We start from the raw sequence: 19,600 nt of genomic DNA on the forward strand, positions 1-19,600 counted from the left end.
ATAAACCGGCAGGCCGTGTTATTATTGCTACTTAGTACATTTGACAGGAAGAGTATTTTGACTACTGACACTCATACTCTGCATATTGAAGAGATTTTAGAACTTCTGCCGCACCGCTACCCGTTTTTGCTGGTAGACCGTGTGCTGGATTTTGAAGAAGGTCATTTTCTGCGCGCAGTGAAAAATGTCTCCGTAAATGAGCCGTTCTTCCAGGGACACTTCCCTGGTAAGCCTATCTTCCCGGGTGTGTTGATCCTGGAAGCAATGGCACAGGCTACCGGTATTCTGGCGTTTAAAAGCGTGGGTAAACTGGAGCCGGGCGAACTGTACTACTTCGCGGGTATTGATGAAGCACGCTTTAAGCGTCCTGTCGTGCCTGGTGATCAAATGATCATGGAAGTCACTTTTGAAAAAACGCGTCGTGGCCTGACTCGCTTCAAAGGCGTAGCACTGGTTGACGGCAAAGTTGTTTGCGAAGCGACTATGATGTGTGCGCGTAGCCGGGAGGCCTGATACGTGATTGATAAATCCGCCTTTATTCATCCTACTGCTATTGTAGAAACGGGTGCCATCATTGGTGCTAACGTTCACATTGGCCCGTTTTGTATTGTTGGACCCCAAGTCGAAATTGGTGAGGGTACAGTACTGAAATCTCACGTTGTCGTGAATGGTCACACGACCATTGGCAGCAATAATGAGATCTATCAGTTCGCCTCCATCGGCGAAGTAAACCAGGATCTGAAATATGCTGGTGAGTCGACCCGTGTGGAAATCGGCGATCGTAACCGTATTCGCGAAAGCGTCACCATTCATCGTGGAACAGTACAGGGCGGTGGATTGACAAAGGTGGGCAGCGACAACCTGTTTATGGTTAATGCGCATATCGCGCATGACTGTACTGTAGGTGACCGCTGTATTCTTGCCAACAACGCAACGCTGGCAGGACACGTATCGGTTGATGATTTCGCAATTATTGGCGGCATGACCGCAGTCCATCAGTTCTGCATCATTGGTGCGCACGTGATGGTCGGTGGATGCTCCGGTGTGGCGCAGGACGTCCCACCTTATGTTATTGCGCAGGGTAACCATGCCACGCCGTTTGGCGTGAACATCGAAGGCCTTAAGCGTCGTGGCTTTAGCCGCGAAGCGATTACAGCTATCCGCAACGCGTACAAACTGCTGTACCGTAGCGGTAAAACGCTGGAAGAGGTGAAGCCGGAAATTGCCGATCTGGCGAAAAAGTACCCGGAAGTGAACGAGTTCATGGCGTTCTTTGACCGTTCCACACGTGGTCTGATTCGTTAATGGTCGACAGCCGTCCGCTTACGATAGCCCTGGTCGCCGGAGAAACCTCCGGCGATATTCTTGGTGCAGGTCTTATCCGCGCGCTGAAAGCCCGTGTCCCTAATGCCCGCTTTGTCGGTGTTGCTGGCCCGCTGATGCAGGCCGAAGGCTGTGAAGCATGGTATGAAATGGAAGAGCTGGCCGTGATGGGCATCGTTGAAGTGCTGGGGCGTTTGCGTCGCTTGCTGCATATTCGTGCCGATCTCACCCACCGTTTTACCGAGCTTAAACCCGATGTGTTTGTCGGGATCGATGCACCTGATTTCAACATTACCCTTGAAGGGAACCTGAAAAAGCAGGGCATCAAAACCATTCACTACGTCAGTCCGTCCGTCTGGGCGTGGCGACAGAAACGCGTTTTCAAAATCGGGAGATCCACCGATCTGGTGCTGGCTTTCCTGCCTTTCGAAAAAGCGTTTTATGACAGATTTAATGTTCCGTGCCGTTTTATCGGTCATACCATGGCGGATGCAATGCCGCTGGATCCGGATAAACACGCGGCACGCGATGTGCTGGGTATTCCGCATGATGCTCATTGCCTTGCGCTGCTGCCGGGAAGCCGTGGTGCAGAAGTCGAGATGCTGAGCGCCGATTTCCTGAAGACGGCGCAAATCCTTCGCAAAACATATCCCGATCTTGAAGTGGTTGTGCCGCTGGTGAATGCCAAACGCCGCGAGCAGTTTGAACGCATCAAGGCGGATGTGGCCCCGGATCTTCATGTCCACCTGCTGGACGGGAAGGGCCGTGAAGCGATGATCGCGAGTGATGCCGCGCTGCTGGCCTCCGGTACGGCTGCGCTGGAGTGTATGCTGGCGAAATGCCCGATGGTAGTAGGCTACCGCATGAAGCCGTTTACCTTCTGGCTGGCAAAACGTCTGGTGAAAACCGACTACGTTTCGCTGCCAAACCTGCTTGCCGGTCGCGAGCTGGTGAAAGAGCTTTTACAGGATGAGTGTCAGCCGCAGGCACTGGCTGATGCACTGTTGCCGCTGCTTGCTGACGGCAAGACCAGCCACCAGATGCATGATACGTTCCGCGAACTGCATCAGCAGATCCGCTGTAATGCCGATGAGCAAGCGGCTGATGCGGTGCTGGAGTTAGTAAAATGATGGAATTTATTTATCCCCACACGCATCTCGTGGCGGGTGTGGACGAAGTGGGGCGTGGCCCGTTAGTGGGGGCTGTGGTGACCGCTGCGGTGATCCTTGACCCGGCTCGCCCGATCGTCGGGCTGAATGACTCTAAAAAACTGTCTGAAAAGCGCCGACTGGCGCTGTTTGACGAAATCCAGGAAAAGGCGTTGGCCTGGAGCCTGGGTCGCGCAGAGCCGCATGAAATTGACGAACTGAACATTCTGCATGCCACCATGCTGGCAATGCAGCGTGCGGTCGCCGGGCTGAAAATTGCTCCCGAGTATGTCCTGATTGACGGTAACCGCTGTCCGGCACTGCCTGTGCCTTCGATGGCGGTCGTTAAAGGCGATAGCCGGGTCGCAGAAATCAGTGCGGCTTCTATCATAGCCAAAGTGACGCGCGACGCCGAAATGACCGCGCTGGACCTCACTTATCCCCAGTATGGTTTCGCCCAGCACAAGGGATATCCAACCGCTTTTCACCTGGAAAAGCTGGCTGAACATGGCGCAACCGAACATCACCGGCGCAGTTTTGGCCCGGTGAAACGGGCGCTGGGACTGGTGTCCTGAATCAAGACGCAAGCAATTAAGTAACGCGGAATCTGAAGATGGCTGAACCACGTTTCGTACACCTGCGGGTGCATAGCGACTACTCCATGATCGATGGGCTGGCGAAGACCGGGCCGCTGGTGAAAAAGGCGGCCTCGCTTGGCATGCCTGCACTGGCGATCACCGATTTTACCAACCTGTGTGGTCTGGTGAAGTTCTACGGAACGGCGCATGGCGCGGGGATGAAACCCATCGTCGGCGCGGATTTTCATGTGCAGAGCGAGTTGCTCGGTGATGAAATGACGCAAATTTCCGTGTTAGCGATGAACAACGCGGGCTACCAGAACCTCACACTGCTGATCTCAAAAGCTTACCAGCGCGGCTACGGCGCGTCTGGCCCGTGGATCGACCGCGACTGGCTGGCAGAGCTGAACGAAGGCCTGCTGCTGATTTCCGGTGGCCGGATGGGCGATGTTGGCAAAAGCCTGCTGCGCGGCAATAGCGCACTGGTGGATCAGTGTGTCTCGTTCTATGAAGAGTATTTCCCGGATCGCTACTATCTGGAGCTGATCCGCACCGGTCGCGCAGATGAAGAGAGCTACCTGCACGCCGCTGTTGCGCTCGCTGAAGAACGCGGGTTGCCGGTTGTGGCGACTAACGATGTACGTTTCCTTGAACCGGGAGACTTTGACGCACACGAAATTCGTGTGGCCATCCATGATGGCTTCACCCTCGACGATCCGAAACGTCCGCGCAACTACTCCTCGCAGCAGTACATGCGTAACGAAGAGGAGATGTGCGAGCTTTTCTCCGACATCCCGGAAGCGCTGGAAAACAGCGTTGAGATAGCGAAACGCTGTAACGTCACCGTGCGTCTCGGCGAATACTTCCTGCCGCAGTTCCCTACGGGGGAGATGACCACGGAAGATTTCCTGGTCGTAAAATCGAAGGAAGGTCTGGAAGATCGTCTGGCGTTTCTGTTCCCGGACGAAGCGATTCGCAAAGAGAAACGCCCGCCGTACGATGAGCGCCTGGATATTGAGCTTCAGGTTATCAACCAGATGGGCTTCCCGGGTTACTTCCTGATCGTGATGGAATTTATCCAGTGGTCGAAGGACAACGGCGTGCCTGTCGGCCCAGGACGTGGTTCCGGTGCCGGTTCGCTGGTGGCGTATGCGCTGAAAATTACCGATCTCGATCCGCTGGAATTCGATCTGCTGTTCGAACGTTTCCTGAACCCGGAACGTGTCTCCATGCCCGACTTCGACGTCGACTTCTGCATGGAGAAACGCGACCAGGTTATCGAACACGTGGCGGACATGTACGGCCGTGACGCGGTATCGCAGATTATTACCTTCGGTACGATGGCGGCGAAAGCGGTTATCCGCGACGTAGGCCGCGTACTGGGGCATCCGTACGGCTTTGTTGATCGTATCTCAAAACTGGTACCACCCGATCCGGGGATGACGCTGGCAAAAGCCTTTGAAGCTGAGCCGCAGCTGCCGGAAATCTACGAAGCGGATGAAGAAGTAAAAGCGCTGATCGACATGGCGCGTAAGCTGGAAGGCGTCACGCGTAACGCCGGTAAGCATGCCGGTGGCGTGGTTATCGCCCCGACCAAAATCACCGATTTTGCGCCGCTTTACTGCGATGAAGCGGGTCAGCATCCGGTAACCCAGTTTGACAAGAACGACGTAGAATACGCCGGGCTGGTGAAGTTTGACTTCCTCGGTCTGCGTACTCTCACCATCATCAACTGGGCGCTGGAGATGATCAACGCCCGTCGCGAGAAGAGCGGCGAGCCACCGCTGGATATTGCGGCCATTCCGCTGGATGACAAGAAAAGTTTTGATATGCTGCAACGCTCGGAGACCACCGCCGTCTTCCAGCTTGAATCCCGCGGCATGAAAGACCTGATTAAGCGCCTGCAACCTGACTGTTTCGAAGATATGATCGCACTGGTGGCGCTGTTCCGTCCAGGGCCGCTGCAGTCGGGGATGGTAGATAACTTTATCGACCGTAAGCACGGGCGCGAAGAGATTTCTTACCCGGACGTTCAGTGGCAGCATGAAAGCCTGAAACCTGTACTGGAGCCAACCTACGGCATCATCCTGTACCAGGAACAGGTTATGCAGATTGCCCAGGTGCTCTCTGGCTACACCCTTGGCGGCGCGGATATGCTGCGTCGTGCGATGGGTAAGAAAAAACCGGAAGAGATGGCCAAGCAGCGCGGCACCTTCGAAGAAGGGGCGAAACAGAACGGCGTTGACGGCGAACTGGCGATGAAAATCTTCGACCTGGTGGAGAAATTCGCCGGGTACGGGTTTAACAAATCGCACTCCGCTGCCTATGCGTTGGTCTCGTATCAGACGCTGTGGCTGAAGGCGCACTATCCTGCTGAGTTTATGGCAGCGGTAATGACGGCCGATATGGACAACACCGAGAAGGTGGTTGGCCTGGTGGATGAGTGCTGGCGCATGGGGCTTAAGATCCTGCCGCCGGATATCAACTCCGGTCTGTACCATTTCCACGTTAATGAGCACGGGGAAATTGTGTACGGGATCGGTGCGATCAAAGGTGTGGGGGAAGGCCCGATCGAGGCGATCATCGAAGCGCGTAACAACGGCGGTTACTTCCGCGAGCTGTTCGATCTTTGCGCCCGTACCGACACTAAAAAACTGAACCGTCGCGTGCTGGAAAAACTGATCATGTCTGGTGCGTTCGACAGGCTGGGGCCGCACCGTGCCGCGCTGATGAACTCGCTCGGCGATGCGTTAAAAGCGGCTGATCAGCACGCGAAAGCGGAAGCTATCGGCCAGGCGGATATGTTCGGCGTGCTGGCAGAAGAGCCAGAGCAGATCGAGCAATCTTATGCCAGCTGCCTGCCGTGGCCAGAACAGGTGGTGCTGGATGGTGAGCGTGAGACGTTAGGTTTGTACCTGACGGGGCACCCGATCAACCAGTACATCAAAGAAATTGAGCGCTATGTCGGAGGCTATAGGCTAAAAGACATGCATCCGACAGAACGTGGTAAAATCACCACGGCTGCGGGGCTCGTGATTGCTGCAAGGGTAATGGTCACCAAGCGCGGCAATCGTATCGGCATCTGTACGCTGGATGACCGTTCCGGGCGTCTGGAGGTGATGTTGTTCACCGATGCGCTGGATAAATACCAGCAATTGCTGGAAAAAGACCGCATACTTATCGTCAGCGGACAGGTCAGCTTTGATGACTTCAGCGGGGGGCTTAAAATGACCGCCCGCGAAGTGATGGACATTGACGAAGCCCGGGAAAAATATGCTCGCGGGCTTGCTATCTCGCTGACGGACAGGCAAATTGATGACCAGCTTTTAAACCGACTCCGTCAGTCTCTGGAACCCCACCGCTCGGGGACAATTCCAGTACATCTCTACTATCAGAGGGCGGATGCACGTGCGCGGTTGCGCTTTGGTGCAACGTGGCGTGTCTCTCCGAGCGATCGTTTACTGAACGATCTCCGTGGCCTCATTGGTTCGGAGCAGGTGGAACTGGAGTTTGACTAATACAGGAATACTATGAGTCTGAATTTCCTTGATTTCGAACAGCCGATTGCAGAGCTGGAAGCGAAAATCGATTCTCTGACAGCGGTAAGCCGTCAGGATGAAAAACTGGATATTAACATCGACGAAGAAGTGCATCGTCTGCGCGAAAAGAGCGTAGAACTGACGCGCAAAATCTTTGCCGATCTCGGCGCATGGCAGATCGCCCAGCTGGCGCGTCATCCACAGCGCCCGTACACCCTGGATTATGTCCGCCTGGCGTTTGATGAATTTGACGAACTGGCAGGCGACCGCGCTTATGCTGACGATAAAGCTATCGTTGGCGGTATCGCGCGTCTGGACGGACGCCCGGTGATGATCATTGGTCATCAGAAAGGTCGTGAAACCAAAGAGAAAATCCGTCGTAACTTTGGTATGCCGGCACCGGAAGGCTACCGTAAAGCCCTGCGTCTGATGGAGATGGCTGAGCGTTTCAACATGCCAATCATCACCTTTATCGACACCCCAGGTGCATACCCTGGCGTGGGCGCGGAAGAACGCGGTCAGTCTGAAGCCATCGCACGCAACCTGCGTGAAATGTCCCGTCTGAGCGTGCCGGTCATCTGTACCGTTATCGGTGAAGGTGGTTCTGGTGGTGCGCTGGCGATTGGTGTGGGTGATAAAGTGAATATGCTGCAATACAGCACCTATTCCGTTATCTCTCCGGAAGGTTGTGCGTCTATTCTGTGGAAAAGTGCCGACAAAGCACCGCTGGCTGCAGAAGCGATGGGCATCATTGCCCCACGTCTGAAAGAGCTGAAGCTGATCGACACCGTGATCCCGGAACCGCTGGGTGGTGCACACCGTAAGCCGGAAGTGATCGCGGCGTCCCTGAAGGCGCAGCTGCTGGCCGACCTGGCTGAGCTGGACGTGCTGAGCAAAGAAGAGCTGCTCAACCGCCGCTACCAGCGTCTGATGACCTACGGTTACGCATAAGCTTCACAATTATCTGAAAAGCCGCACAATGTTGCGGCTTTTTTTATACCCACCGTTTACCTTAACTATGCTTATCTGGTGTTTTTCAAGGAGGTAGACCATGAACATCATTGCCATCATGGGGCCACACGGTGTCTTTTATAAAGACGAGCCCATCAAGGAGCTGGAGCAAGCCCTGCGGTCGCGTGGATATCAGCTTATCTGGCCGCACAACAGCGCCGACCTGCTGAAGTTCATTGAGCACAACCCGCGGATCTGTGGCGTTGTCTTCGACTGGGATGAATACGATCTGGAGTTGTGCAGCGATATCAATAAGCTGAATGAATACCTCCCGTTGTATGCCTTTATCAATACTCACTCGACGATGGATGTCAGTGCCCACGATATGCGAATGGCGCTGTGGTTCTTTGAATACTCCCTCGGCGTAGCGGAAGATATTGCAACCCGCATTCAGCAGTACACGGGGGAATATCTCGATAACATCACGCCACCGTTTACCCGTGCGCTGTTCACCTACGTGAAGGAAGGGAAATACACGTTTTGTACGCCAGGCCATATGGCGGGGACGGCATACCAGAAAAGCCCGGTGGGTTGCCTGTTTTATGATTTCTTTGGCGGAAATACGCTTAAAGCGGATGTATCGATTTCGGTTACTGAGCTGGGTTCTTTGCTCGATCATACCGGCCCGCATCTGGAAGCCGAAGAGTACATTGCCCGCACGTTCGGTGCTGAGCAGAGCTACATGGTGACCAATGGCACCTCGACCTCGAACAAGATTGTCGGGATGTACGCCGCACCCGCCGGAAGCACATTGTTGATTGACCGTAACTGCCACAAGTCGCTGGCACATCTGCTGATGATGAGCGACGTCGTACCGTTGTGGTTGTCGCCGACGCGTAATGCACTCGGTATTCTTGGCGGTATTCCACGCCGTGAGTTTACGCATGAAGCCATCGAAAATAAGGTTGCGGCGATCCCCGACGCCAGCTGGCCTGTCCACGCGGTGCTCACCAACTCTACCTATGACGGCCTGTTGTACAACACTAACTGGATCAAGCAGACGCTGGATGTATCATCGATTCATTTTGATTCCGCATGGGTGCCTTACACTAATTTCCACCCGATTTACGCCGGTAAAAGCGGTATGAGCGGTGAACGTGTACCGGGCAAAGTGTTCTTCGAAACGCAGTCGACGCACAAAATGCTGGCCGCATTCTCCCAGGCGTCGCTCATTCACATCAAGGGCGAGTATGACGAAGATACCTTCAACGAAGCCTTTATGATGCACACCACCACCTCTCCGAGCTACCCGCTGGTGGCCTCCATTGAAACGGCAGCGGCGATGCTGCGCGGAAACTCGGGTAAACGTCTGATTAATCGTTCTGTGGAACGGGCGCTGCATTTCCGCAAAGAAGTACAGCGGCTGAAAGATGAGGCTGACGGCTGGTTTTTTGATATCTGGCAGCCAGAAGAGATTGAAGAGGCTGAGTGCTGGCCAGTCGCGCCAGGCGAAAGCTGGCACGGCTTCCGCGATGCTGATGCCGACCATATGTTCCTCGACCCGGTAAAAGTGACGATCCTGACACCCGGTATGGACGAGCAGGGCAATATGAGTGGTGAGGGGATCCCCGCCGCGCTGGTGGCGAAGTTCCTTGATGAACGTGGTGTGGTGGTGGAGAAAACCGGGCCCTATAACCTGCTATTCTTGTTCAGCATTGGGATTGATAAAACCCGTGCGATGGGGTTGCTGCGCGGTCTGATGGAGTTTAAGCGTGCCTACGATCTCAATTTGCGGGTCAAAAATATGCTGCCGGATCTCTATGCAGAAGATCCTGACTTCTACCGCAATATGCGTATTCAGGATCTGGCGCAGGGGATCCACAAACTGATCCGCCAGCACGATCTACCGCGTCTGATGTTGCAGGCGTTTGACGTATTGCCTGAAATGAAACTGACGCCGCACAAAGCCTGGCAGAAGCAGGTGAAAGGCGAGGTGGAAACCATTGAGCTGGAAAATCTGGTCGGTCGCGTGTCGGCCAATATGATCCTGCCTTATCCTCCGGGCGTACCACTGCTGATGCCGGGTGAGATGATCACCGAGGAAAGCCGGACGGTGCTCGATTTCCTGCTGATGCTCTGTTCGGTTGGGCGTCATTACCCGGGCTTTGAGACGGATATTCACGGTGCGAAGCGTGATGAGAACGGTGTGTACTGGGTGCGAGTCTTAAAATAAAGGTGGTGGCTTGCCAGGCGTAGGTTTTCGGTTGTAACGTTCAGAGCATCATAAAAAGGAGAAACTATGCTGGGTTTAAAACAGGTTCACCATATTGCGATCATTGCTACCGATTACGCACAAAGTAAGGCGTTCTACTGTGACATTCTTGGCTTTACGCTGTTAAGCGAGGTTTACCGTGAAGAGCGCGATTCCTGGAAGGGAGACCTGGCATTAAACGGGCACTATGTGATTGAGCTGTTTTCTTTTCCTTTTCCGCCTGCACGTCCGTCCCGTCCTGAAGCCTGCGGGCTGCGACATCTCGCCTTTAGCGTTGATGATATTGATCGTGCGGTAAAACATCTGGAAGCCCACGGCGTGAAGTGTGAAGCGATACGTGTTGATCCGTTTACCGACAAGCGCTTTACCTTTTTCAATGATCCGGATGGTCTGCCGCTGGAGCTTTACCAGCAGTAATCGCCATCCTGTGTGATAATGCCCGCTCAGTTCGGGCATTTTTTATGTGTAATTTCCTATGACCTTACCTGCTATCGCACACGCCGTTTCACCGTACCGCCAGCTACTGGTGGGGTTTAGCGGTGGTCTGGATTCCACCGTTCTTCTCCATCGCCTTAAACTCTGGCGCGACCAGGAGCCTGATGTTCAGCTTCGGGCACTGCATGTCCATCACGGGTTAAGCCCTCATGCTGAGGATTGGGTCGCACACTGCGAGGCATTGTGCGCGACGTGGGGGATCCCGCTGAGCGTTGAACGGGTGAGGCTTCAGGATGAAGGTCTGGGTACTGAGGCTCAGGCGCGTAAAGCCCGCTATGCTGCCTTTGCCCGTGTAGTGCAACCCGGCGAGGTACTGGTAACGGCGCAGCATCTTGATGACCAGTGCGAAACCTTTTTGCTGGCACTGAAGCGGGGAAGTGGTCCGGCGGGGTTATCCGCCATGCCTGAGCGAGCTGATTTTGCAGGGACGCAGTTAATTCGTCCGTTACTGCGTGAAACGCGTGCTTCTCTGGAAACCTGGGCGCGGACGCATCAGCTGAGCTGGATTGAAGATGAAAGCAACCAGGACGACAGTTACGACCGAAACTTCCTGCGCCTGCGCGTTGTCCCGCTCCTGACCGAGCGTTGGGGGCATTTTGCCGAAGCGACGGCCCGAAGCGCCATGCTCTGCGCTGAACAGGAAAGTCTGCTGGATGAGTTGCTGAGCGAAGAGCTGGCCGAATTGATTTCAGCTGACGGAACGCTGACGATTGCACCGCTTGAAGGCATGAGTTCAGTCCGCCGTGCCGCGCTGCTACGGCGCTGGCTGGCCTCTCACAACGCGGCAATGCCGTCGCGGGCCATGCTGAGCCGCATCTGGGATGAAGTGGTTCAGGCACGGGAAGATGCTGCGCCTTGTCTGCATCTGAACGGTTTTGACGTGAGGCGCTACAAAGGGCAGCTCTGGTGGGTCAGGTCGATGCCTTCGCTTGTTGATACTGTTCTCGACTGGAAGACGCCAGATGAAACGCTGGCGTTGCCATGCGGTGCCGGACATATTTCTCTGGTGCAATCGGGTCATGTGCGTCCGCCTGCAGCCGATGAGCTGGTTACCGTGCGCTTTAAGGCCGGTGGTATGTTGCATATTGTCGGGCGCAATGGCGGACGGAAGCTGAAGAAAATCTGGCAGGAGTGTAATGTGCCGCCCTGGTTGCGTGATACCACGCCGCTGCTGTTTTACGGTGAGACGCTGATTGCCGCTGCGGGTGTGTTCATCACTGAAGAGGGGTGGACAGAAGAGGGGATGAATTTTGAGTGGAAAGCGTAACGGGCAGTCGGGCTGCCCGTGAGTGTTATCAGGACTCGCTCACCACAACGGTGCCGATTTCCGGGTGGCTGAAGCTGGCAATTTTGTCCAGGCGAAGCTCACGCGTCGCCCCTGCATCTTCCACAACCAGATATTCCACATTCTTACGCGAAACCAGATCGCTGGCTTTCGCCTTCAATACTTCGCCATCTTTTAGCTCCAGCGTCAGTATTAAATGATGCTGACAGGCGAGTTCGAGGTTGTCATAGTCATCACAATTGATGGGTTGATAAGTATCATTCATCGACATAATCGCTCACCAGTAAATTCGCCGCAGCATACGCTGCTTTTTCCCTGACCGATTCTGAAAGGGTCTCATCAGAGGCCATTTCATTAAGCACTTTCAATACACAGCCCAACGCATCCGGGATGTATCCCAGATCGCCGCTGGCGATTTCCGCATACCGTTTGCGAATTAACTCACAATAATTATTCACATCCCCTCCCGCCAGCGCACTGACTTACTGTGAGATACCATTAAGCCTACGAAGATAAACTCGGTTTAGCAAGGTGACTATACCATACTCATTTAAGCAATATCAGAGCCTTGATACTCGGGTATTCATCACCTCGTAACAGCCTTTTGCCGCTGTTTTCGCTACAATGTGCGCCTGATTCAAAAGGAGTTTACTCATGGCGCTGAAAGCGACAATTTATAAAGCTGTGGTCAATGTGGCGGATCTTGATCGCAACCAGTTTCTGGATGCGTCATTGACGCTGGCGCGTCATCCCTCTGAAACCCAGGAACGCATGATGCTGCGCCTGTTGGCGTGGATTAAGTATGCTGATGAGCGCTTGCAATTTACCCGTGGCTTAAGTGCGGAGGACGAGCCAGAAGCCTGGCTGCGCAACGATCATCTGGGTATCGATTTGTGGATTGAGCTGGGTCTGCCGGACGAACGTCGTATTAAAAAGGCCTGCACCCAGTCCGCTGAAGTGGCGCTATTTGCATATAATCAACGCGCTGCGGAGATCTGGTGGCAGCAAAACAAGAGCAAATGCGCACAGTTTAAAAATCTTACCGTCTGGTATCTGGACGATGAGCAACTGGCGCAGCTGAGTGAGTTTGCCAGCCGGACGATGGTTCTGCAGGCGACAATTCAGGACGGTGCGATCTGGCTCTCTGATTCTCAGAATAATCTGGAAATTCACTTAACGCCGTGGCAGCCGGCGTCATGATTGTTTTGTCCCGAAATGTCAGCATCCCTGATAATGAGCTGGAGATCACCGCTATCCGTGCTCAGGGAGCCGGTGGGCAGCACGTGAACAAAGCGTCGACGGCTATCCATTTGCGCTTTGACATTCGGGCCTCCAGCCTGCCAGAGTATTATAAAGACAGTCTGCTTGCAGCCAGCCATCACCTGATCACCAGTGACGGTGTCATTGTGATTAAAGCGCAGGAGTACCGTAGCCAGGAATTAAACCGGGAAGCGGCAATTGCCAGGCTGGTGGCGGTGATAAAAGAATTAACGACAGTGCAAAAAAGCCGTCGGGCAACACGACCAACCCGCGCATCGAAAGAGCGCCGGTTATCGTCGAAGGCGCAAAAATCCACAGTGAAAGCGCTACGCGGTAAAGTTCGTCGCCCAACGGAGTGACGAAAGGGAACACACTTTTCATAAGGAATTCATTGTGAAAAAAGCATTATTGTCAGCGCTGGCAGTGAGTACGCTGTTTGCGCTTTTCGGGTGTAATAACCGTTCGGAAACGCAGGTATTACAGCCCACCCAGAGTGAAGAATTAAAGCCGATGCAGCAGAGCTGGCGTGGTGTGTTGCCTTGCGCGGATTGCGAGGGTATTGAGACATCTCTGTTCCTGCAAAAAGATGGTACCTGGGTGATGAACCAGCGTTATCAGGGTGCAAAAGCACCTTCGTCCTTTGCCACTTACGGCACATGGGCACGCACGGCTGAGAAACTGGTGCTGACCGATACCACCGGTGATAAAACCTGGTTCCGCCCTAAAGGTGACAGCATGGAGATGCTCGATCGCGAGGGGAACCCGATTGAGTCCCAGTTCAACTACACGCTGGCTCCGGTAAAAGCAGCGCTGCCTGCCACGCCAATGGCGATGCGGGGAATGTATTTCTATATGGCAGATGCGGCGATCTTTACCGACTGCGCTACCGGCAAGAAAGTCAGCGTGGCGAATAACGCCCAGCTTGAACGTGATTATGCCGTTGCGCGGGGTAATGACAGCAAGCCGGTATTACTGACGGTTGACGGTCACTTTACGCTGGAGCCAAACCCGGATAGCGGTGAGATGGTGAAAACGCTGGTGGCGGATAAAGACGCGAAGTTCCTGGCGGGCAGAGATTGCAGCAGCAAATAAGCTGAATTATCCCATTAAAAAACCCCGCATGTGCGGGGTTTTTTGTTTATTAACCTTTGATGGCTTTCACCAGGTAATCAAGGATGTCACCGGTCTTGATCATCTGTTTCTCGCCGCTACGACGGTATTTATATTCAATCTCGTCGCTGTCGAGGTTACGGTCGCCGATAACAACTGTGTGCGGAATACCGATCAGTTCCATGTCAGCAAACATCACACCTGGACGCTCTTTACGGTCATCCATCAGGACTTCGATACCCTGAGCGCGCAGCTCGCCGTACAGTTTCTCGGCCAGCTCCTGCACACGGTAAGATTTGTGCATGTTCATTGGCAGGATCGCCACCTGGAATGGTGCGATGTTATCTGGCCATACGATGCCGCGCTCGTCGTTATGCTGCTCAATGGCAGCGGCAACAACACGCGTAACGCCAATGCCGTAGCAACCCATCGTCAGGATCTGGTTACGGCCATCTTCACCCTGAACGGATGCGTTCAGTGCGCGGGAGTATTTATCACCCAGCTGGAAGATATGACCCACTTCGATGCCGCGTTTGATCATCAGGGCACCCTGGCCATCCGGGCTTGGATCACCGGCAACCACGTTACGGATATCTGCCACTTCTGGTGTCGCCACATCGCGATCCCAGTTGATGCCAAAGTAGTGCTTGCCATCGATGTTTGCGCCAGCGGAGAAGTCGCTCATTGCTGCAACCGTACGGTCAACAACAACGGGGATTGGCATATTCACTGGGCCCAGAGAACCCGGACCTGCATTCACGACAGCGCGGATTTCGGCTTCTGTTGCGAACGTCAGTGGGCTGGCAACCTGCGACAGTTTCTCTGCTTTCACTTCGTTCAGTTCGTGATCGCCGCGAACCAGCAGGGCGACCAGCGGACTTTTGCTGCCTTCAGCCGCTTTCACCAGCAGGGTTTTAACCGTTTTCTCAACAGGCAGATTGAATTGTTCCACCAGTTCGGCAATGGTTTTCGCGTTTGGCGTATCAACCAGCTTCATCTCTTCAGTTGCTGCGGCGCGTGGTGTTTTTGGTGCCAGGGCTTCAGCAAATTCGATGTTAGCGGCGTAATCAGAGGAGTCAGAGAAGATCACATCGTCTTCACCGTTCTGCGCCAGTACCTGGAACTCATGGGATGCGCTGCCACCGATAGAGCCAGTGTCAGCCTGGACAGCACGGAAATCCAGACCTATACGGGAGAAGATTTTGCTGTACGCTTCGTACATCTTGTCATAGGTCTCTTGCAGAGATTCCTGAGTCGTGTGGAAAGAGTACGCATCTTTCATCAGGAATTCGCGGGAACGCATGACGCCAAAGCGTGGACGCACTTCGTCGCGGAACTTGGTCTGGATCTGGAAGAAGTTCAGCGGCAGCTGTTTATAAGAGCTCAGCTCATTACGGATAAGATCGGTAATGACTTCTTCATGCGTCGGGCCGAGGACAAACGGACGATCGCCACGATCGGCAATACGCAGCAGCTCCGGACCGTACTGCTCCCAGCGACCGCTCTCCTGCCACAGTTCAGAGGGCTGAACGACAGGCATTAACACCTCGATTGCACCGGCGTTGTTCATCTCTTCACGCACGATGTTTTCGACTTTTTTCAGGACGCGCACGCCGGTCGGCAGCCAGGTGTATAACCCGGAGGCCAGCTTGCGGATCATCCCGGCGCGCAGCATCAGCTGGTGGCTGATAACTTCGGCGTCGGCGGGTGTCTCCTTCAGAGTGGAGAGCAGATATTGGCTAGTACGCATGTTGTTACGGTTCCATTTCGACGATTGGAACAGGCTGAAACACCAGCCTGACACAAAAAAGTGGTTTAGTTTACCAGTGTGGCAAAGATGCCAAAAGAGAGGAAAATAAAATTACCTGGGTTCCAGGGCAAAGACTTCAAATCCCGCCTCAGTTACGCGCCAGCGAACGTTAAAATCCAGCAGCCAGACAGCGTAGGTTTTCCCGGCATCCTCTTCTTTACGGTAGGCTGGACGGGGATCCTGAGCCAGAACTTCAGTAATAAAGTCCCGAAGGTGGGGATAGCGTTTTTCCAGCTGGCTGAGTTGTGCAGTTAACTCAGCGGTGAAGTGAACAGGCATATCTGCCCGTGGTGCTTCCTGAGCATAGCTGGCGCGGGCATCCGGCAGCGCTTCGGCGAAAGGCAGATACGGCTTGATATCGATAACCGGCGTGCCATCAACCAGATCAAGACTACCTAACTCCAGTATCACCTGATCTTTCTGACAGCGTATGCCTTTCAGCTCGACCAGTGACATACCGACAGGGTTTGGGCGGAACGTTGAGCGAGTCGCAAACACGCCCATTCTGGCATTGCCTCCCAGACGAGGAGGGCGCACGGTAGGACGCCAGCCCCCTTCCATGGTCTGGTGAAACACAAACACCACCCATAGGTGGCTGAACGCTTCGAGCCCGCGTACCGCATCGGCCTGATTGTAAGGCGCGATCAAGTGAAGTTCACCACCGCCGCGGGTAACCAGACCTGGCTGGCGCGGTACGGCGAACTTCTCTTTATAAGGTGAGCGGATAACGCCTATCTGCCCGAACTGAAATGAACTCATTTCGCAGTAATGTTAAGCGCAGAACCGATGCAAACTGCCTGACGGTAGCAGCCAGGTGTACCGCTGGTCACTTCACAGCTGTGCAGCAGAACCGCGTTGGCTTTCATTTTTGCTGCGTTGATCTGCATGCGTTTACGAGCCGTTGGGATGTTTGGTGGGGAGTCCTGATTGGTTGCCTGACAGGATTCACCGCTCACTTCACCCAGTTCACGGAAAGGTTTACCCACGAGATCGTCGGCTTTGGTAATAATGCGAACCGGTGCAGGACGTGGCGCTTTCGGCTTTGCTGGCTCCGCTTTTGGCGGGGTTGCTGTGCTTTGAACAGGCTCAACAGGAGATCTGCTTAGCATAGAACAGCCGCTCAGCATCAGTGCTAAAAGACAGATCGGTAAAGCACGCATAATAGTTCCTCAATGGATGATCAAATCGTCAGATATTGAATCAGTTGCCTGCATAAATGACAAGACGGGCTTTCGCCCGTCCTGATGATATTACACTGAGGTGAGATTACCAGCCTTTAACAGCGCCGCCGTTAAACACTTTATTGGCTTCCTGGTAAACTTCGTCAGACTGATATGCCTGAACGAATTTCTTCACGTTTTCCGCGTCTTTGTTGTCTTCGCGAGTCACGATCAGGTTTACGTATGGAGAGTCTTTATCTTCCACGAAGATACCGTCTTTTGCCGGAGTCAGGCCAATCTGGCTTGCGTAGGTGGTGTTGATAACCGCCAGTGCAATCTGTGCATCGTCCAGGGAACGTGGCAGCTGCGGTGCTTCCAGTTCAACAATTTTCAGATTTTTCGGGTTCTCGGTAACGTCCAGAACGGTCGGCAGCAGGCCAACACCGTCTTTCAGTTTGATCAGACCCACTTTCTGTAACAGCAGCAGGGAACGGCCGAGGTTGGTCGGGTCGTTAGGCACGGCAACCTGAGAGCCTGGCTGCAGTTCGTCCAGAGATTTAATTTTCTTGGAGTAACCCGCAATTGGGTAAACAAAGGTATTGCCAACCGCGACCAGTTTATAGCCACGATCTTTAATCTGCTGATCCAGGTACGGTTTGTGCTGGAAGGCGTTGGCGTCGATATCGCCTTTGCTCAGCGCTTCGTTCGGCAGAACGTAGTCGTTGAAGGTGACCAGCTCAACGTCCAGGCCATATTTCTCTTTCGCCACCTTCTGAGCGACTTCAGCAACCTGCTGTTCTGCACCCACGATAACACCCACTTTGATGTGGTTTGGATCTTTCTCGTCCTGACCGCAACCCACCAGTGCCAGAGAGCCGATCAGCGCGCCTACCGCTGCAAGGGTCTTTAATTTAAACGCCATGTTATATCCTTAACTCGTCGAGTTTGTGTTGTGTGTACGTTATTTGTGAGTAACAGTCCGGACGATGCGATCGCCAGAGAACTGGATTAAGTAAACCAGAACAACCAGCAATACCAGAACGGTATTCATTACGGTAGCGTTATAACCAATATAGCCGTACTGGTAACCAATCTGGCCTAAACCGCCAGCACCAACTGCACCACCCATCGCGGAATAACCGACCAGAGTGATAAGCGTAATGGTTGCTGCGTTTACCAGGCCTGGCAGCGCTTCAGGGAGCAGAACTTTGCGCACGATCTGCATCGGTGTTGCCCCCATCGCACGGGAGGCTTCAATCAACCCTGTTGGGATCTCCAGCAGGGCGTTTTCCACCATACGGGCGATAAACGGTGCAGCACCCACGGTCAGCGGAACGATTGCCGCCTGCAGACCGATAGACGTACCGACGATCACGCGGGTAAATGGAATCATCCACACCAGCAGAATAATGAACGGGATAGAACGGAAGATATTCACCAGCGCAGAAAGAGTGCGGTAGAGCTTCGCGTTCTCAATGATTTGACCAGGGCGCGTTACGTACAACAGCACGCCGACCGGCAGGCCAATCACAAACCCAAAGAAACCTGATACAAAGGTCATTGCCAGCGTTTCCCAAACGCCGCGAACCAGTAACCACATCATCGGCTCAGACATAACCCAGTACCTCTACTTTTACATGATGTTCTTGCAGCCAGGCGATCGCCGCCTGTGTTTCTTCTTGTGTGCCGTGCATTTCCGTCAGCATGATGCCGAACTTCACACCACCGGCGTAATCCATCTGCGCGCTGATGATGTTGTTGTTCACGTTAAAGCGACGCGCGGTTTCAGAAAGCAGTGGTGCATCGACAGATTGACCGGTGAATTCCATGCGCAGCATCGGGACGCTGTCTGCAATCGGTTCTGCTTTTAAACGTTCCAGATAATCTTCCGGAATATCCAGGTGCAGTGTGGACTGAATAAACTGTTGCGCCAACGGCGTCTTCGGATGAGAGAACACTTCGCTTACCGTGTCCTGCTCAATCAGTTCACCGTTGCTGATTACGGCAACGCAGTCACAGATGCGTTTCACCACATCCATTTCATGCGTAATAAGGAGAATAGTCAGACCCAGACGACGGTTAATGTCTTTCAGCAGTTCCAGAATAGAACGTGTGGTTGCCGGGTCCAGTGCGCTGGTGGCCTCATCGCACAGCAGCACTTTAGGATTACTTGCCAGCGCGCGGGCAATGGCCACTCGCTGTTTTTGTCCACCGGACAGATTTGCCGGGTAGCTATCATGTTTATCACCCAGGCCGACGAGATCCAGCAGTTCGGTTACGCGACGCTTCACTTCATCTTTAGGTGTGTTGTCCAGTTCCAGCGGCAATGCAACGTTGCCGTAAACAGTGCGGGAAGCCAACAGGTTGAAGTGCTGGAAAATCATGCCAATCTGGCGACGTGCTTTGGTGAGTTCTTTCTCTGAGAGGGCGGTAAGCTCTTGTCCGCCAACCTCAATGCTACCCTGGGTTGGACGCTCAAGAAGGTTAACACAACGGATCAGTGTACTTTTGCCTGCACCCGATGCGCCAATGACGCCATAAATTTGACCAGCAGGAACATGCAGGCTGACGTTGTTCAGCGCCTGAATGGTTCGGTTCCCCTGCTGGAACACTTTGGTGATATTGGAAAGTTTAATCATTAGATTATTTTTATCGTATGTAAGTTAGCC

The 19,600-nt window shown here is 53.8% G+C and carries 20 protein-coding genes; 12 read left to right on the forward strand and 8 right to left on the reverse strand.

Translation table 11 applies throughout. The annotated features are described in order from the left end of the window. Positions 1-57: 57 nt before the first annotated feature. The 9 genes from fabZ (at position 58) to tilS (ending at position 11,573) form a co-directional block, all read left to right on the forward strand. A complete protein-coding gene (gene fabZ, locus HV318_RS18100) occupies positions 58-513 on the forward strand; it encodes a 3-hydroxyacyl-ACP dehydratase FabZ (protein WP_038155523.1) in 456 nt (151 codons plus the stop codon). A gap of 3 nt (positions 514-516) precedes the next feature. Then, positions 517-1,305, forward strand: coding sequence for an acyl-ACP--UDP-N-acetylglucosamine O-acyltransferase (gene lpxA / locus HV318_RS18105; RefSeq protein WP_182273818.1), 789 nt, complete (start codon positions 517-519; stop codon positions 1,303-1,305). Further along, the gene (lpxB, locus tag HV318_RS18110) at positions 1,305-2,453 is read left to right on the forward strand and encodes a lipid-A-disaccharide synthase (RefSeq protein ID WP_182273819.1); all 1,149 of its coding nucleotides are present in this window, start codon (positions 1,305-1,307) and stop codon (positions 2,451-2,453) included. The genes lpxA and lpxB overlap by 1 nt, the downstream gene beginning before the upstream one ends. Continuing rightward, positions 2,450-3,046 carry a ribonuclease HII gene (gene rnhB / locus HV318_RS18115; RefSeq protein WP_182273820.1) on the forward strand — a complete coding sequence of 199 codons (597 nt, stop codon included), beginning with the start codon at positions 2,450-2,452 and terminating at the stop codon, positions 3,044-3,046. Before lpxB ends, rnhB begins: the two co-directional genes overlap by 4 nt. Before the next feature lie 38 nt (positions 3,047-3,084). After that, on the forward strand, positions 3,085-6,567 hold the full coding sequence (gene dnaE, locus HV318_RS18120; protein ID WP_182273821.1) for a DNA polymerase III subunit alpha: 3,483 nt from the start codon (positions 3,085-3,087) through the stop codon (positions 6,565-6,567). A 12-nt stretch (positions 6,568-6,579) separates the two neighbouring features. Further along, positions 6,580-7,539 (forward strand): acetyl-CoA carboxylase carboxyl transferase subunit alpha, encoded by a 960-nt coding sequence (gene accA / locus HV318_RS18125; RefSeq protein WP_182273822.1) that lies wholly within the window; start codon positions 6,580-6,582, stop codon positions 7,537-7,539. A gap of 100 nt (positions 7,540-7,639) precedes the next feature. Then, complete coding sequence (locus HV318_RS18130; RefSeq protein ID WP_182273823.1) at positions 7,640-9,772, forward strand: lysine decarboxylase LdcC; 2,133 nt, start codon at positions 7,640-7,642, stop codon at positions 9,770-9,772. 66 nt (positions 9,773-9,838) lie between these two features. Further along, a complete protein-coding gene (locus HV318_RS18135; protein WP_182273824.1) occupies positions 9,839-10,228 on the forward strand; it encodes a VOC family protein in 390 nt (129 codons plus the stop codon). Positions 10,229-10,286: 58 nt separating this feature from the next. Then, entirely contained in the window at positions 10,287-11,573 is a 1,287-nt protein-coding gene (gene tilS, locus HV318_RS18140; RefSeq protein WP_182273825.1) for a tRNA lysidine(34) synthetase TilS, read from the forward strand. Between the two features lie 28 nt (positions 11,574-11,601). Here the strand turns inward: tilS and rof are convergent, their stop codons facing one another. Continuing rightward, a complete protein-coding gene (gene rof, locus HV318_RS18145) occupies positions 11,602-11,862 on the reverse strand; it encodes a Rho-binding antiterminator (RefSeq protein ID WP_003856148.1) in 261 nt (86 codons plus the stop codon). After that, positions 11,849-12,049, reverse strand: coding sequence for a YaeP family protein (locus HV318_RS18150; RefSeq protein ID WP_182273826.1), 201 nt, complete (start codon positions 12,047-12,049; stop codon positions 11,849-11,851). The genes rof and HV318_RS18150 overlap by 14 nt, the downstream gene beginning before the upstream one ends. A 196-nt stretch (positions 12,050-12,245) precedes the next feature. Between HV318_RS18150 and HV318_RS18155 the strand changes: the two genes are divergently transcribed. The 3 genes from HV318_RS18155 to nlpE are packed head-to-tail and all read left to right on the forward strand — an operon-like array spanning position 12,246 to position 13,943. After that, complete coding sequence (locus tag HV318_RS18155) at positions 12,246-12,791, forward strand: YaeQ family protein (RefSeq protein WP_182273827.1); 546 nt, start codon at positions 12,246-12,248, stop codon at positions 12,789-12,791. Beyond that, positions 12,788-13,210: an alternative ribosome rescue aminoacyl-tRNA hydrolase ArfB gene (gene arfB, locus HV318_RS18160; protein WP_182273828.1), complete on the forward strand. Its 423-nt coding sequence runs from the start codon at positions 12,788-12,790 to the stop codon at positions 13,208-13,210. Before HV318_RS18155 ends, arfB begins: the two co-directional genes overlap by 4 nt. Positions 13,211-13,244: 34 nt before the next feature. Continuing rightward, positions 13,245-13,943: an envelope stress response activation lipoprotein NlpE gene (gene nlpE / locus HV318_RS18165; RefSeq protein WP_182273829.1), complete on the forward strand. Its 699-nt coding sequence runs from the start codon at positions 13,245-13,247 to the stop codon at positions 13,941-13,943. A gap of 49 nt (positions 13,944-13,992) precedes the next feature. Here the strand turns inward: nlpE and proS are convergent, their stop codons facing one another. From proS to metN, 6 genes are all read right to left on the reverse strand, one after another. Further along, positions 13,993-15,711 (reverse strand): proline--tRNA ligase, encoded by a 1,719-nt coding sequence (proS, locus tag HV318_RS18170; protein WP_182273830.1) that lies wholly within the window; start codon positions 15,709-15,711, stop codon positions 13,993-13,995. Between the two features lie 111 nt (positions 15,712-15,822). Then, positions 15,823-16,530: a tRNA (N6-threonylcarbamoyladenosine(37)-N6)-methyltransferase TrmO gene (gene tsaA / locus HV318_RS18175; protein ID WP_182273831.1), complete on the reverse strand. Its 708-nt coding sequence runs from the start codon at positions 16,528-16,530 to the stop codon at positions 15,823-15,825. Next, positions 16,527-16,931, reverse strand: a complete 405-nt coding sequence (gene rcsF, locus HV318_RS18180) for an envelope stress sensor lipoprotein RcsF (protein ID WP_182273832.1) — start codon at positions 16,929-16,931, stop codon at positions 16,527-16,529. The genes tsaA and rcsF overlap by 4 nt, the downstream gene beginning before the upstream one ends. Before the next feature lie 106 nt (positions 16,932-17,037). Continuing rightward, the gene (gene metQ / locus HV318_RS18185) at positions 17,038-17,853 is read right to left on the reverse strand and encodes a methionine ABC transporter substrate-binding lipoprotein MetQ (RefSeq protein ID WP_182273833.1); all 816 of its coding nucleotides are present in this window, start codon (positions 17,851-17,853) and stop codon (positions 17,038-17,040) included. Positions 17,854-17,892: 39 nt separating this feature from the next. After that, positions 17,893-18,546 (reverse strand): methionine ABC transporter permease MetI, encoded by a 654-nt coding sequence (locus HV318_RS18190; protein WP_014168730.1) that lies wholly within the window; start codon positions 18,544-18,546, stop codon positions 17,893-17,895. Then, positions 18,539-19,570, reverse strand: a complete 1,032-nt coding sequence (gene metN / locus HV318_RS18195) for a methionine ABC transporter ATP-binding protein MetN (protein WP_182273834.1) — start codon at positions 19,568-19,570, stop codon at positions 18,539-18,541. The genes HV318_RS18190 and metN overlap by 8 nt, the downstream gene beginning before the upstream one ends. Positions 19,571-19,600 lie beyond the last annotated feature (30 nt).

It is taken from the genome of Enterobacter sp. RHBSTW-00901, assembly GCF_014103115.1.
Lineage (GTDB): Bacteria > Pseudomonadota > Gammaproteobacteria > Enterobacterales > Enterobacteriaceae > Enterobacter > Enterobacter cloacae_P.